General features: G+C 49.9%; 12 protein-coding genes. 5 read left to right on the forward strand and 7 right to left on the reverse strand.

Annotated elements, in window-relative coordinates; genetic code table 11:
- Positions 1–12: 12 nt before the first annotated feature.
- The 4 genes from glpD to FCN78_RS14435 form a co-directional block, all read right to left on the reverse strand.
- Positions 13–1,554, reverse strand: a complete 1,542-nt coding sequence (gene glpD / locus FCN78_RS14420; protein WP_077658959.1) for a glycerol-3-phosphate dehydrogenase — start codon at positions 1,552–1,554, stop codon at positions 13–15.
- Positions 1,555–1,861: 307 nt separating this feature from the next.
- On the reverse strand, positions 1,862–3,385 hold the full coding sequence (gene glpK, locus FCN78_RS14425; RefSeq protein WP_069360961.1) for a glycerol kinase GlpK: 1,524 nt from the start codon (positions 3,383–3,385) through the stop codon (positions 1,862–1,864).
- Between the two features lie 121 nt (positions 3,386–3,506).
- A complete protein-coding gene (locus FCN78_RS14430; RefSeq protein WP_069360960.1) occupies positions 3,507–4,370 on the reverse strand; it encodes an MIP/aquaporin family protein in 864 nt (287 codons plus the stop codon).
- Between the two features lie 287 nt (positions 4,371–4,657).
- A complete protein-coding gene (locus FCN78_RS14435) occupies positions 4,658–5,350 on the reverse strand; it encodes a riboflavin synthase (RefSeq protein WP_069360959.1) in 693 nt (230 codons plus the stop codon).
- Positions 5,351–5,720: 370 nt separating this feature from the next.
- Between FCN78_RS14435 and FCN78_RS14440 the strand changes: the two genes are divergently transcribed.
- Together FCN78_RS14440 and FCN78_RS14445 are read left to right on the forward strand one after the other, a co-directional pair.
- Positions 5,721–7,676, forward strand: a complete 1,956-nt coding sequence (locus FCN78_RS14440) for a TonB-dependent receptor domain-containing protein (protein ID WP_158014684.1) — start codon at positions 5,721–5,723, stop codon at positions 7,674–7,676.
- A gap of 164 nt (positions 7,677–7,840) precedes the next feature.
- Positions 7,841–8,854 carry a 2-hydroxyacid dehydrogenase gene (locus FCN78_RS14445; RefSeq protein ID WP_077658957.1) on the forward strand — a complete coding sequence of 338 codons (1,014 nt, stop codon included), beginning with the start codon at positions 7,841–7,843 and terminating at the stop codon, positions 8,852–8,854.
- A gap of 96 nt (positions 8,855–8,950) precedes the next feature.
- Here FCN78_RS14445 and yiaY read toward each other — a convergent pair whose 3' ends face one another.
- A complete protein-coding gene (gene yiaY, locus FCN78_RS14450) occupies positions 8,951–10,099 on the reverse strand; it encodes an L-threonine dehydrogenase (protein WP_077658956.1) in 1,149 nt (382 codons plus the stop codon).
- A 284-nt stretch (positions 10,100–10,383) separates the two neighbouring features.
- On the opposite strand from yiaY, the gene FCN78_RS14455 reads away from it, so the two are divergent.
- Positions 10,384–11,022 (forward strand): YiaD family glycine zipper/OmpA-like lipoprotein, encoded by a 639-nt coding sequence (locus FCN78_RS14455; RefSeq protein WP_069360956.1) that lies wholly within the window; start codon positions 10,384–10,386, stop codon positions 11,020–11,022.
- Positions 11,023–11,070: 48 nt separating this feature from the next.
- On the opposite strand, the gene FCN78_RS14460 is transcribed toward FCN78_RS14455, so the two are convergent.
- Positions 11,071–12,627, reverse strand: coding sequence for a cryptochrome/photolyase family protein (locus FCN78_RS14460; protein ID WP_077658955.1), 1,557 nt, complete (start codon positions 12,625–12,627; stop codon positions 11,071–11,073).
- A gap of 143 nt (positions 12,628–12,770) precedes the next feature.
- On the opposite strand from FCN78_RS14460, the gene FCN78_RS14465 reads away from it, so the two are divergent.
- Positions 12,771–13,349 carry a hypothetical protein gene (locus FCN78_RS14465; protein WP_235607551.1) on the forward strand — a complete coding sequence of 193 codons (579 nt, stop codon included), beginning with the start codon at positions 12,771–12,773 and terminating at the stop codon, positions 13,347–13,349.
- Between the two features lie 89 nt (positions 13,350–13,438).
- Positions 13,439–14,101 (forward strand): glutathione S-transferase, encoded by a 663-nt coding sequence (locus FCN78_RS14470; RefSeq protein ID WP_069360954.1) that lies wholly within the window; start codon positions 13,439–13,441, stop codon positions 14,099–14,101.
- 52 nt (positions 14,102–14,153) lie between these two features.
- Here the strand turns inward: FCN78_RS14470 and FCN78_RS14475 are convergent, their stop codons facing one another.
- Entirely contained in the window at positions 14,154–14,774 is a 621-nt protein-coding gene (locus FCN78_RS14475) for a glutathione S-transferase family protein (protein WP_077658954.1), read from the reverse strand.
- Positions 14,775–15,024 lie beyond the last annotated feature (250 nt).

Below are 15,024 nucleotides of genomic sequence, written 5' to 3' on the forward strand. Positions count from 1 at the left end.
CTTTACCGAGTGTTAGCTCGCTTCACTCAATGGCAGTGCATGTACCTTGACGCGCTGTTGCTCGATGTACTGGCTAATCGCATCAGCCTGTTCTTCAGTCAAATAGAGACCAAGCTTAGTACGTCGCCATAACGCATCTTCCGCATGTTGAACAAACTCATGCTGTACCAAATAGTTGATTTCTACTTGATAGACACCCTCGGCAAATGGGTGGCCCATATCCGCCTCGCTCTGGCAACCTTTCAACAGCAGATGCGTGCGAGTGCCATAAGTATCGACAAATCGCTGCGCCGTCTCGGCATTCAACCATGGATAGCGCTGCTTAATCGACAGGGCTAATTCTTCACGTGTGCAGCTAAAGTCTCCGCCGGGCAGTGTGCCGTCAGCTGTCCAAGGCTGACCCATTTTGTCAAAGAATGGCTCGAGTTTACGCATCGCGGACTCCGCCAGCTTACGATAAGTCGTGAGCTTACCGCCAAAGATGGAAACCAACGGCGCTTGATTGCCTTGTTGTTCCAACTCTATGGTGTAGTCGCGTGTCATCGCCTGTGGCGAGTCCGATTCATCATCACACAATGGTCGCACGCCACTGTAACTCCAAACCACATCCTGCGGCTGAATTTGGTGAGTAAAGTGCTGATTGACGACATCAACTAAGTAATCAATCTCAGCTTCATCAATTTTTGCTTCGCGGGGATCGGCTTTATGCTCCACATCCGTGGTACCAATCAATGAAAACTTGTCGAGATACGGGATCACGAAGACGATACGGCCATCGTTATTCTGCAAAATATACGCTTGTGGATCTTGATGAATGCGTGGCACAACAATGTGAGAGCCTTTGATCATTTTGATCCCGCGCGGCGATTTTTCTTGGAGACTATCATCGTAGAATTGCTTCACCCAAGGACCGGTCGCATTCACCAACGCCTTGGCCTTGCGCTCAAAACGCTCGCCTGTCTGCGCATCCTCTAGTGTCACCCGCCATATGGTGTTTTCACGCTCTGCCGCCACCACTTGACAGTAATTACGGACTTCCCCACCTTTCTCGCGCGTGTACTGGGCGTTTAACAGGGTTAAACGCGCATCATCAACCCATGCATCCGAGTACTCAAACCCGACTTTCATGTCTTTGTTCATGTAGCCGGTTTTGCGTAAATCAACCTTGTGGCTGCTCGGTAACGTTGAGCGCTTGCCTAGGTGATCATATAAAAAGAGCCCACAACGGATCATCCAGGCTGGGCGCAGATACGAGCGATGAGGTAAGCGGAAACGCATCGGAAAGGCAATATGGGGGGCCTTGTTGATCAATACCTCGCGTTCGGCCAGTGCTTCCGAGACCAAACGAAACTCATAATGCTCGAGATAGCGCAACCCACCATGAATAAGCTTCGAGCTCGCGGATGACGTTGCTGATGCGAAATCTTTGGCATCGTACAGACCCACATTGAGTCCACGACCCGCCGCATCGGCAGCGATACCGGCACCGTTAATCCCGCCCCCAACCACGAGGATGTCGAGAAGTACGTCTTGATGAGAATTATGCGTAGTCATTTTTAGCCGACCTTGTTCAAATATGAGCGAACGAACATTTACTGATGGGTATAACTGTATATCAACTTTCGTTTTCGGTCACTATCTATGTTCGAAAAATTATTATTGAGTGTGACAAGTGTAGAATAAGTGTTAATAAAAAAGCCTTCATGTGAACTAAAAAGCCGGCTAGCGAGTACTGTGACACGCGAACAGGCCCAGAAAAGGCGCAGTAAGAGAGAGGGATACGATCCATAGACCGGTGAAAGAGTAATATGAAAAAAAGGCGCGAAAACGCGCCTTTCATTAAGAAAGAGTGATACCAGGCTTACACATCTTCTTCTTCATTATGCAGCTCGGCCCACGCTTGCGCACATTTTACGGCACGCTTCCAACCACGATAGCGACGATTACGTTTTTCTTCGTCTCGATGTGGTTCAAAGCTTCGGTTCAGTTTGGCTTTATCTTTTAGCTCATCTAGGCCATCCCAGAAACCGACAGCCATACCCGCAAGGTATGCCGCGCCTAACGCGGTGACTTCTGTCACTTCCGGACGATGAACGTCGGTGTCGAGCACATCGGCTTGGAACTGCATCAAGAAGTTATTGGCAACCGCGCCGCCATCAACACGCAAGGCTTCAAGTTTGATACCTGAATCCGCCTGCATCGCATCCAATACATCACGTGTTTGATAGGCAATGCCTTCTAGGGTTGCGCGAATGATATGGTTAGAGTTCACACCACGGGTCAGCCCCACAATGGTACCGCGAGCGTAGGCATCCCAGTAGGGAGCCCCCAAACCGGTGAACGCTGGGACAACATACACGCCATTCGATGTATCAACTTTGGTGGCAAAGTATTCGGAGTCATGCGCATCTTCGAGTACCTTAAGCTCGTCACGTAACCATTGAATCGAGGCCCCACCCATAAAGACCGCGCCCTCGAGCGCATAGGACGGTTCACCCTGCGGGCCACAACCAATAGTCGTCAACAAGCCATGGCTCGATGTGACCTTTTCTTGCCCGGTGTTCATTAGCAAAAAGCAGCCGGTTCCATAGGTGTTTTTCGCTTGGCCTGCTTCCACACACATTTGTCCGAATAGAGCGGCCTGTTGGTCACCCGCGATCCCCGCGATAGGAATACGCGTACCGCCTTTACCACCGATGTTCGTTTGTCCATAGACTTCGGAAGAGCGACGCACTTCAGGGAGCATTGAAGCCGGGATCCCAAGCTCATCGAGCATTTTTTGATCCCAACACATATCATTGATATTGAACAGCATGGTGCGCGAGGCGTTAGTATAATCGGTCACATGCACACGCCCTTGGGTCATCTTCCATACCAGCCAGGTATCAACGGTACCGAATAACAGCTTGCCCGCTTCTGCGTCTTCGCGCGCTCCTTCTACGTTGTCCAAAATCCATTTGACCTTGGTACCAGAGAAGTAAGGGTCAAGGACTAACCCAGTATTATCACGCACGTAAGATGCTAACCCACGCTCACGCAAGTCATGACAAATGTCGGCAGTACGGCGACATTGCCACACAATGGCATTGTAAACCGGCTTACCGGTTTCTTTGTTCCACACAATCGTGGTTTCACGTTGGTTGGTAATCCCGAGCCCAGCAATCTCATCGCTACGAATGCCGGTTTTGCCCAGCACTTCCACCAGCGTTGAGCTTTGGGTGGCATAAATTTCCATGGGATCGTGCTCAACCCAACCCGCTTGCGGATAAATTTGCGTAAACTCGCGCTGAGACACACCGACGATATTAGCATCGTGATCCATCACTACTGCACGGGAGCTGGTGGTGCCTTGGTCGAGAGCAACAATATACTTGTTCGCTGACATAATAGGGTTTCCTTCTATCTCTCTTATTTTAGTCTGTATCGCGACATTTCGCGTCATGTGTCATTTTGGACGTGGCTCAATGTCGCGCATTGCTTTATTTCATGTTGCGTACAGTGCTGGGTTATGCGTTGACTTCTCGCGTTTCCGTCTCAGCCAGCTCATCATCGTCACACTGGTTGGGGATCGTACAACCATGGCCTGCCTGTGGCAGATACGGGGCAATCGCTTTCGGATACAACCAACCGCCAAAGCAGGCACCCAAAATAGGGGCGACGATAGGGACAATGAAGTATGGAATGTCACGCGCACCCGTCAGGGCGTAGTCCCATCCAGCGAAGTAGGCGAACAGTTTCGGACCAAAGTCACGCGCTGGGTTCATCGCAAACCCAGTCAATGGACCCAAAGAGCCACCAATGACGGCAATAAGGATACCAATTAGCAGTGGATTCATTGGGCCACGAGCCGCACCATTGTTTTCATCACCCAGTGCGAGAATCCCGAACATCAATACTGCCGTGATCACAAACTCAACCGCCATAGCCCCCATGAAAGACAAGGCTTGATGCGGATAGGTTGAGAAGATACCTGCGGTTGCTAAGGCTTCAGGACTGCTCCGCACAACATTATTGGCCATTTCCCACTCGACAAAAAGGTTACTATAAAGGCTATACACGAGTGCAGCCGAGGCAAACGCGCCGAGCATTTGCGAGATGATATAAGGAACAACTTTACTTTTCTCAAAGCCATGGAAAGCCGCAAGCGCAATGGTAACAGCTGGATTAATATGCGCGCCGGACACCCCTGCGGTGCAGTAAATGGCGATGGCGACACCAAAGCCCCATACAATACTGATTTCCCACTGACCAAAGTCAGCACCGGTGAGCACTAAGGCGGCCACGCAGCCCACACCAAAGAAAATGAGTAAGCCCGTGCCGATAAACTCGGACACGCACTCTCCTAATAGAGTCGACGATGCTTTTTTCATATGATTATCCTTGTCACTGTTAGTAGGGTTACACGTTCAAAACCACACTGTCATTTTGCATAATCACAGCATCTCGAAAACAAACTCACAACAAAAATGAGCGTTCGAGCATAATTTTGTGTCGCAATACTGACATTTTTGTTAACCACATCATCATTTGAGCAAGTTCGCGCACAAAGTGAGCAAGGAGAGTTTAAGCAGCTTGGAAGGCAGGCAGCGCGTCGTTCGCCCCGCCTGTTATGGTATGAGTCAACTTGAGAGGGTGTTTCTTATTTGTTAACTCATCGTTATTTAGAGATACCGATTGCATCTAGGTCAATTCCCTGCTCTTTCGCAAGCGATTCAAGGACAGGAAGTAAAGGGCCCAGTTGCTCATTGAGCGTTTCGCGCACCGTATCTACCATGACTTGCGTCTGGCGTTCAATTTCGATATTGACTTGATCCCCTTCCGACTTTCGCTCGAACGTTGTCATGCGACGCGTTTCAGGAATAAGCCAAACATCAAACCAGCCTTGGTCTTTGTTCACCTCGGCGATGGTCAAACTCGCACCATTGATGGCAATATAGCCTTTGGAAAAGACATAGCGCATCCATTCGGGCTGTACCGAAAAGCGCAAACGATAATTTTCTTCTTGTACCAGCACATCCGATAAGGTCGCACGGCAATCGACATGCCCCGATAACGGATGCCCGCCAATTTCAGCGCCATCTTTCGCGGCACGTTCAGCATTCACCGTATCCCCAGCTTTGATGCTGTTTAGCGTCGTAATCGCGAGGCTTTGTACCATCACATCGAAGCGAACCAGCGTCTGTTCAAGCTGCTCAGTCACTGTCAAGCACACACCATCAATAGCAACGCTGGCTCCTACCGCCAACCCCTCACAAAAGCCATCAGGGAAACGAATATCGAATGTTCGAATACCTTGATGATCGCGACAAACTTCAATATTTGCCACCGCTTGAATAATTCCGGTAAACATGGGCATATCCTATTGAGCATTTCCCAGTATCATACTGCTTGGCAACAAAAATGGCCAACACACATAACTGATAATCAATCTCATTAGCATTGCTAGTTATCAAGCGCTGGCGTATAGTGCGCACTTTTATACGTCAGTAAAGTATTATCAGTATGCCGTATCACTCTCTACGCTTTACCGTTTTGGCAGCCTTTGCCGTGGGCGCCCATACCGCCGGTGCAGCCACAAACCCCTCATCCAACAGCATTGAAACCATTGAGATACAAGGAGAGCAGTTAAACCACCCTATCACCCTTATATCCCCGGACAGTCGACGTTAGAGCTGGACGATATCCAACGTGAACAGGCGCATAACATCGGTGAGTTGGTCATGAAGATGCCCGGCGTCTCACTCGACGCTGGCGCACGGCCAGGCAGTGAACGTATCAATGTGTGGGGCTTTTCTCATCCTTCGGCACTCTCTGTCCGGGTCGATGGTGCCCCCGTCGGTTTTCAACAGTATCGCTACGGTAGCTTCTTCCTTGATCCTCAGTTACTGCGGTCCGTGCGCGTGGTCAGAGGCGATCATAATGTACGTGCCAGTGTGGGGGCCTTTGGTGGCAGCTTTATCATGGAAACCAAAGAAGCGGCTGACTTTCTTGATCCTGATTCCTCGATTGGCGCGATGGCGCAAGCCGGCTTCAACAGTGTCAACGAACAATGGAAACGCAGTGTGACCACCTATGGTGCCTCTGACTCTGGCTGGTCAGTGCTGTTGCACGGCTCTCGACGTGATGCCGATGATATCGAACTGGGCAACGGTGATGTTTTTACGTTCTCTGGTTACCGTCAGCACAGTTTGTTGGGTAAGATTCGCTACCAGTCAGACGCGCACAGTATGATGCTCAGCCACACCCGCTATGACGATCAGGGAAGAAAGCCATGGGCGAATCGTCGCGGTGCCATGCCTTCAATCAGTGATTATAAAATCAATAAATATGGTAGCTACCAAGCGGCAGTGTTTGCCACTTCAGTAGACAATCATTATCGCGAATACACCAGTACGTTGAATTATCACTATCAACCGTTTAACGACAATATCGACACCCGTGTCGTGATCGCGCATTCACAAAACCATCGCTATTGGGAGCGCCCAGATAGTACCTATCAGTCTTACATCACATCAGGCCAATACGGCCACCAAGTTTGGTTGTCCTATGAGCGTTGGTTCGCCGAGCTAACCAACACCAGTCACATCGGTGATCATGAAATCATGGTGGGGGCGCAGTACCAGAACCAGGACAGAAACTCGCACGTTTACAATCACACTTATCGTAACAGGCCGGCGAAAAACAACGGCTACTACACGCCCAACTTTGAGCCATCAGGGGAGCAACAAACCGCCAGTGTGTTTGTACAAGATAAGTACTTTATTACCCCAGATCTCGAACTCACCGCCTCGCTGCGCTATAACCATATTCGTTCACAAGGTGTGCCAAATCCGGCGCCTGATTATAACGATCCATCGGTAGGTCATGATTATAGCGCGATAAGTCATCAGGGTTGGGAGCCGCGTGTTGCCTTAACTTATGATGTCAGCGCATCGACGCAGCTCAAAGCCGCGTATGCCTACGGCATGAAAGCGCCAACCATCGATGAGTTATATACGGTGCAATATGCCAAGGCCTCAAAACGGGCATCATCGAGTCGCGATCTTTCCGTCACGCGTATCAACGCGTATCTATTGGGTCTGTCTGATACACGTCAAAATGTGTTGACTGAAGGCGATCATCTCTCTTCCGAAGTCACACTATTCTGGAATGACATTGTTCATGATGTTGCCCAGCGCCGGGGGGTCAATGCGACCAAACAAAAACAGGGCTATTACACCAACCTGGACGGGCGCTATACTTACGGCTTCGACGCACAACTGCAATATCGTCTTCGCGAGTGGTTTACCGACGCGTCTGTTTCCATGGTGAGAGGTAAACACAAAGGTTCATTGCGCGATAGCACCGGCGAGGACGAATACTGGTATGAAAACCCACCACTCAATGCCAAGTTAGGGATTGGACACCAATTGACGGATACCGTCCAACTCGGATGGCAAGGCCAATACTGGGATGAGCAGGACCGAGTTCCCGACGAGCCTTCTTTGCATACAGCCAACGTAGCCAGTGACGCCTACTTTTTTCAAAACCTGTACGGTGAATGGAAACCCAGCGATGATCTTGTGCTTCGCGCGACCATCGTTAATCTTACCGATCAGTATTACACGCCCTACCTGTCTGCCGGTGTGCCAGCCGCTGGCCGAGATATCCGTATTAATGCCACGATGCGTTTCTAACCCAGCGGGAAAGCCCAATTTTCAGAGCCGGACATAGGTTCGGCTTTGTTCGTTGATACATAACAGGCACGATTATCCTGACAAATTTAAGGGTTTATTTTTGATGGAAATCACGTTATTGATACACATCACATTTCCTCCTCGACAGCTTCGGAGGCCAGTTAATGACGACCATAGCCGTATTTAGTGCCAAATCGTATGATAAATCCGCCTTCTCCCATGTGAATGCGGCGTTTGATTATACGTTTGAGTTCCATGATTTCTTACTCACTGAAAAAACCGCCAAGATGGCGCAAGGTGCACAAGCCATTTGTGCTTTCGTGAACGACGATCTTTCTCGGCCCGTTTTAGAAATTCTCGCAGATTCAGGCGTTTATTTAGTTGCATTGCGCTGCGCGGGATACGATCGCGTCGATTTAGATGCCGCCAAATCGCTGGGCATCACCGTGGTACGAGTCCCCGCTTACTCGCCTGAATCGGTCGCCGAGCACACGGTTGGCATGATGATGTGCCTCAACCGCCGCTTCCATAAAGCATACCAGCGCACCCGAGACGCTAACTTTGAGCTGGAGGGTTTAGTTGGGTTTGATTTCCATGGTAAGACAGCTGGGATCATCGGCACGGGCAAAATCGGTATTGCTACCATGCGCATTCTTAATGGGCTAGGCATGCGTATTCTCTGCCACGACCCCTATGAAAACCCCGAAGCAATGGCGCTTGGTGCTGAATATGTCTCGAAAGAAACACTGTATGCCCAAAGCGACATTATTTCCCTGCACTGCCCGATGTCTCAGGATAACTACCACTTGCTTAGCGCCGACGCCTTTGCGCAAATGAAAGATGGCGTGATGGTGATTAATACCAGTCGGGGCGAGCTACTCGACTCGGTTGCCGCGATTGAGTCGCTCAAACAAGGACGGATCGGGTCATTGGGACTCGATGTTTACGATAATGAGCGTGAATTGTTTTTCCAAGATAAGTCGAATGATGTGATTGTCGATGATGTGTTCCGTCGCCTTTCAGCGTGCCATAATGTCCTGATCACTGGCCACCAAGCGTTCTTGACCAAAGAAGCACTGCACAATATCGCCGAGACGACGTTAACCAATATTCAAACCGTTCTGAGCGGGCAAGCCTGCCAAAACCAGATTGCCGAAGTGGAAGATCGTAGTGATTAATCGAGACTGGGCCATTGATTAATCTTGACCTCTAACTAAGAAAGCAGGCCTGAATCATCAGGCCTGCTTTATAATGGGGCGATACGCTTTGATACGTTACATGGCTTCCATGAAAATCTTGGCGATTTCGTCGTGTGTTGCTTGTTTCGGGTTAGTGAAACCACACGCATCTTTCAACGCATTTTCAGTCAGCACATCAATATCTTCTTGCTTGGCACCTAATTCGTTCAAGCCCGCAGGAATGCCTACGTCCGTTGAAAGCGACTGAATCGCTTGGATGGCGGCTTTCGCGCCCTCATCAGCCGTCATATTCTCCGTATCCACGCCCATTGCAGTGGCGACATCACGCAAACGCTCAGCACAAACCTGCGCGTTATAGCGCTGAACATGAGGCAGCAATACGGCATTACACACGCCGTGCGGCAAGTCATAAAAGCCACCAAGCTGGTGCGCCATGGCGTGGACATAGCCCAAAGACGCATTATTAAATGCCATGCCCGCCATGAACTGGGCATACGCCATTTGCTCGCGCGCTTCGATGTTTTGTCCATCAGCGACAGCAGTACGCAGATGCTGTTGAATTAACGTCATCGCCTTTAATGCCACTGCATCCGTAATCGGCGTCGCCGCGGTGGATACATAGGCTTCAATCGCGTGAGTGAGCGCATCCATACCTGTGGCCGCGGTTAATGACGCAGGCTTAGCCAACATTAACTCAGGGTCGTTGACAGAAATAATAGGCGTGGTGTGCTTATCGACAATCGCCATTTTAATGTGGCGTGCCTCATCGGTAATAATGCAAAAACGCGTCATTTCCGATGCGGTTCCCGCCGTGGTATTGATTGCTATTAACGGCAACTGAGGTTTAGCTGATTGATCAACCCCCTCATAATCACCAATTTGCCCGCCATTGCTGGCCACCAAGGCAATCCCTTTTGCACAATCGTGTGGAGAGCCACCGCCGAGTGAAATCACGCAATCACACTGGTTCTCTTGTAACAGTGCCAGCCCTTGCGCCACGTTTTCGGTGGTCGGGTTTGGCTGCGTGCCATCATAGACCACACTGTCGACCTGTCGGCTATCAAGCAGGCCTGCAATTTGTTTTACCACGCCAATTTCGTTCAGCACCTTATCTGTCACGATCAGCGCTTTTTTGAATCCATATGATTGAATCGCGTCTGCCGCTTCTGCAAGGCAACCGGCCCCCATCAGGTTAACGGCTGGGATAAAGAAAGTGCTCGACATAATCGTTGGCTCCTTTTGTAGGGATAATCGGGCTAGCACGAAAACGGTGCTCCCTTTTGCTTTGATGCCTTTTTGTAACACGTGGTTTGTTCGTCACATTTTGATCCAGCGCAATTCGCTTGGCAGGATGCAGAGATAAAAAGGCAAAATTGAGAGTTATGTCATCGGCGCGCACCATATCGTTTAAAACGGCAGCAACTATTCATTTTTTTGACACTTTCTTGAAGAACACTGTCTAACGTGCGATAGGTTATGGAAGCTAACGCGTAAACAGAGAGAAAACCATGGGAAAAAAATACACACTAACCGCTGTGGCAGTATTGACGGCATCTTTGGCGCTCACCGGGTGTGAATCAATGTCCAACGCCCAAAAAGGCGCAGCCATTGGTGCCATTACTGGGGCTATCGCGGGTAAGTCAACATCCAACCACAAAGACAAGCGCGCATTTATTGGCGCCGCGATTGGTGCCATTGGGGGCGCAGCGGTCGGCAACTACATGGATAAACAAGAGCAGGCTTTCCGTGAGGAATTGGCTGGCTCTGGCATCCAGGTCGTTCGAGAAGGGGATAATATTCGCCTGATTATGCCGTCAAACATCACCTTTGGGCTTGACCAAGACGCTATTGCCGCTGACTTTTATCCGACCCTGAACGCCGTTGCTAACGTCATGCGTAAATACGATAAAACCTTTTTAAGCATTGAGGGACATACGGATAACACTGGCGCGGCGTCGTATAACCAAGGCCTGTCTGAGCGACGTGCGATGAGCGTTAAACGCTATCTTGCTAGCCAGTCTATCGACAATGCGCGCCTTTATACCTCTGGTTTTGGTGAAACGCGTCCTCTCGTCGCCAACAACAGCGCCTCTAACCGCGCCTTGAATCGCCGTGTGGAAATTCAAGTCGTGCCTAATACGCAATAAGCGTGCGCGTGGCGCGTTCATAGGATGTGCACGCGCCATTTCCCAGCACTAGAGCGCATCCAGGTTGTCGAGTAAGTCATCTGCATGACTAATGATCTTGTCTCGCTGCCCCTCATCCATTTTGTCCCAATTTCTATAAGGCATTGCTGTGCGTGGATTATGCGCAAATCGCTCGCGATGGCGATGCATAAAGTGCCAATACAAGGCGTTGAGCGGGCACGCCTTCTCACCAGTTTTTTCCTTCACAGAATAGTGACAGTCACTGCAATAATCACTCATGCGATTAATGTAGGCGCCACTGGCCGCATACGGCTTGGTCGCCACCAGTCCATTATCGGCAAACTGTGTCATCCCACGGGTGTTTGGCATCTCCACCCACTCAATCGCATCGATGTAAATCGACAAATACCAGTCATCGACCTCATCCGGCGCGATACCCGCCAAGAGGCAAAAGTTGCCCGTCACCATTAAGCGTTGGATATGATGCGCGTACGCGGTCTGCAAGGACTGATTGACAGCTTTGGACAAACAACGCATCTTGGTATCGCCAGTCCAAAAAAAACGAGGAAGCGGCCGCTGCGCGGATAACGCGTTTTTGTTGGCGTAAGCAGGCATATTTGCCCAATACACCCCGCGTACATACTCCCGCCAGCCTAGAATTTGTCGCACAAACCCTTCAATCTGCGCAAGGTTGACGTCGTCGGTTGCGCGAAAGTGAGCGATGGCGGTTTCAATCACCTGCATCGGGTGCAATAGCTTGGCGTTTAAAGCAAAAGATAGACGGCTGTGATAGAGGCTCCATTGGTGTTCGCTTCGCCCCGTCATGGCGTCTTGAAATTGACCGAACATAGGCAGGCAGTGACGACAAAAATGGTCTAAAAGCAATTTCGCCTGTGCACGAGTCACAGGCCAGAGTAAGTCTCGCGCTGGCTCGCCGATCGTCGCCACGTGATGCCGTTCGATACGCGCCAAAATATCGCGTACATCATTGCTAAATACTAAGGGGGTTGGAATGGCCGCTAAATCGCTTTTCTTGAGTTTATTTCGATTGTCTTGATCGAAGTTCCACCGTCCTCCCTCTGGTGACTCTCCCTCCATCAAAATGCCAAACTGGCGTCGCATATCGCGGTAGAAATACTCCATTTTGCGATGTTTATCGGCAGTGAACTGCTTGGGTATTTGGTCGTACGGCAGTAAAAAGTGCTCGGTGTCCACACATGTCATTGTGACAGCCTGAGGTAAAGCCATCTCTTTTAATTGCTCGTCTAACCGGTATTCGTCCGGGCGTTGATATTCAAACGTTTTGATCTGATAGCGCTCGCACAGATCAGCCACTAACGCCGGTAAGTTATCGTAATGTTGCGTGTCATCCAAGGTTAGATAGCAAACGTGATGGCCTGCTTGGCTCAGGGCATGGGAAAACGCTTCCATGGCAGCAAAGAAAGCGCTCACCTTTTGGATATGATGTTTGACATAAGTTGCTTCTTGATTGAGTTCGGCAACAAGATATAGCACCTCTTCATCCGTCTTTTTATACCATGAGTGGCTGGCGTTGAGCTGATCCCCTAACACAAGACGCAATGTTGAATACTGGCGGTTAGTCACTGGTACCTCGATATTTGTTAAATCAATCTTAAGCGATACGCAGCAAACCACATTTTCGATGATTAACCCTGGCGAGTGCTTGAATCTTAGGGAAAACCCTCTACATTAGAGCCAGTATTGATCACCCATGTGGCGGCGAGGCGATGAGAGCATTCTTTGTCGGGCTGTTTTTACTCCCAATTGCAATGATAGTGGCTGAGCCAGCACGTGCTATGAATGAACCGGCCAGCCAGTTTGTTCAAGATCTTCGCTTTCATGGCTATATCGACAATTATGGCAATGTGAAACTTCGCTTTGCCCCAATTACCGCTCTACCGGCAGGGTTTAAGACCAAAGGTTACTTGGATATTGAAGCCAGTGATATCGTTCGTCTTCCGCGTGGGCTTGATGTTGGCGGTTACTTTAATGCCGCCAATACAGCGATTCGGCAACTGCCGAGAATGAAAGTGGGTGGGTATATTAACCTTACCAACACCGCGATTACCCGTCTCCCCCCAAACTTAGTCGTGCGAGGGGATTTAAGCCTCGTCAACACGCCGCTCACCCAGTTACCGCGCCGTTTATTCGTCGAGGGAAACTTGTACCTGACAAACTCGCCCATCGAGAAGATTCCTGACGACATCTATGTAGGCGGCAACCTCTACATCCGCGGTACCGAGATCCAGTCAGTCAGCCCCGATCTTCGTATTGAAGGCCAGGTACTTCCTTCGGTAAGTCAATGATATCACGCTAGGCGTTGATCGAATTGGGTGCCAAGCCGTACCTTAGTTGCGAGCCTAGTTTTTAAATTACAGTCAAAAAACGGTCCATTATGATTATCTTACATCATCTAGAACAATCGCGGTCGCAGCGGATTGTGTGGTTATTAGAGTCGCTCGCGATTCCGTATCAGCTGGTACGGCATCAACGGGACCCGAAAACCAAGCTCGCGCCCCGCGAGCTAAAAGAAATACACAGTTTGGGGAAAGCGCCTGTTATTGAAGACGGCGATGTGGTGATTGCCGAGTCAGGGGCGATCATCGAATATCTTATCGACAAGTACGGCGATGACACGCTCACCCCTACCACTGATAATGAAAAAGGCCTGTATCGTTATTGGATGCATTATGCGGAAGGCTCACTGATGCCGCCGCTGGTAATGTCTTTGATCTTTAGCAAGATCCCAGAATCTCCGATGCCATTCTTTATTCGCCCCGTGGCAAAAAAGCTGATGAAGGGCGTGACTGAACAGTTTCTCGCCCCACAGCTTCGCGATCATTTCTCAATGATTGATAAGCATTTAGCCAAACATACCTGGCTGTGTGGCGATACGCTGACAGCAGCCGACATTCAAATGAGTTTCCCATTGTTGGCAGCACGCAAACAACTCGACGCTCAGCAGCACGCCAATATTCTTCGCTACCTTGAACGCGTTGAACAACAACCCGGCTATCAAAACGCCTTGTGTGTGGTCGGCCCACTCAAAGCGATGTAGTTTGCCAAAGCGAGATCATTTGCCAGAACGCTTGCCCGGATCAATGGCTGAATCATGTGGGCAGCGTTGACGCTGCCTGCATCACCCAGCGCTGGTAACCGGGGCGCTCAACCAATTGCTGATACCAACGTTCAACATTGGGCGGTAATGCCCAATCAGTTTGCTGACTCAGGCGATGAATTAAGCTGCCTACAGCGATGTCTGCCAGGGTCATCCGGTCGGAGGTAAGGTAACGCTGATCGTCCAACGCATCATTAATTCTATCAAGCTCATAGCGGCATTGTTCCCACGCTCGCTGCTGCGTTTGACGCCCCTCGGCGCCATCCGCTGAAGGCATAAATAACGCAGCCTTAATCACGGGCTGGAACGAAGACAAGCACCAATCCATCCAGCGCTCATAACAGGAACGTTGAAAGGCACAATCGGGATACCACATTTTATTACCATAACACGCGACCAGATAGCGCAATATGGTATGCGACTCCCAAACACTATTAGGGCCATCTTCAAGTACGGGCACCTGGCGCATCGGACACCGCTGTGCGAGCGCTTGTGCGTCATGTCGATTATGATGAATATCGACTTCTTCTAGCGCGATACTTAAATCTAACTCATCGATTAGCCACATCACTTTCTGAACGTTAATCGATAGCGGATGCCCATAAATTTTCATTTTGCTCTCCTTGTCACGCTACAACGCTTTTCCTTGCTCGTCTGCGTCTTCGAGGCTCGCATAATCCTCTATCCATAGCAAGTCATCGGGAAGACCTGCCAAAAACCTTAAGACTTAACCCATGATGTCCGGCAAACGCCATACGTTACACCTCGCTATACGCGTTTTGTGATGTTTCCTTCTGAAACGGATATGCCGAATGACGGAGGGCTTATCCCGCTATGTCACATTTCTTTCATTATGTATTGGC

The sequence above is a fragment of the Salinivibrio kushneri genome (assembly GCF_005280275.1).
Taxonomy (GTDB): Bacteria; Pseudomonadota; Gammaproteobacteria; order Enterobacterales; family Vibrionaceae; genus Salinivibrio; species Salinivibrio kushneri.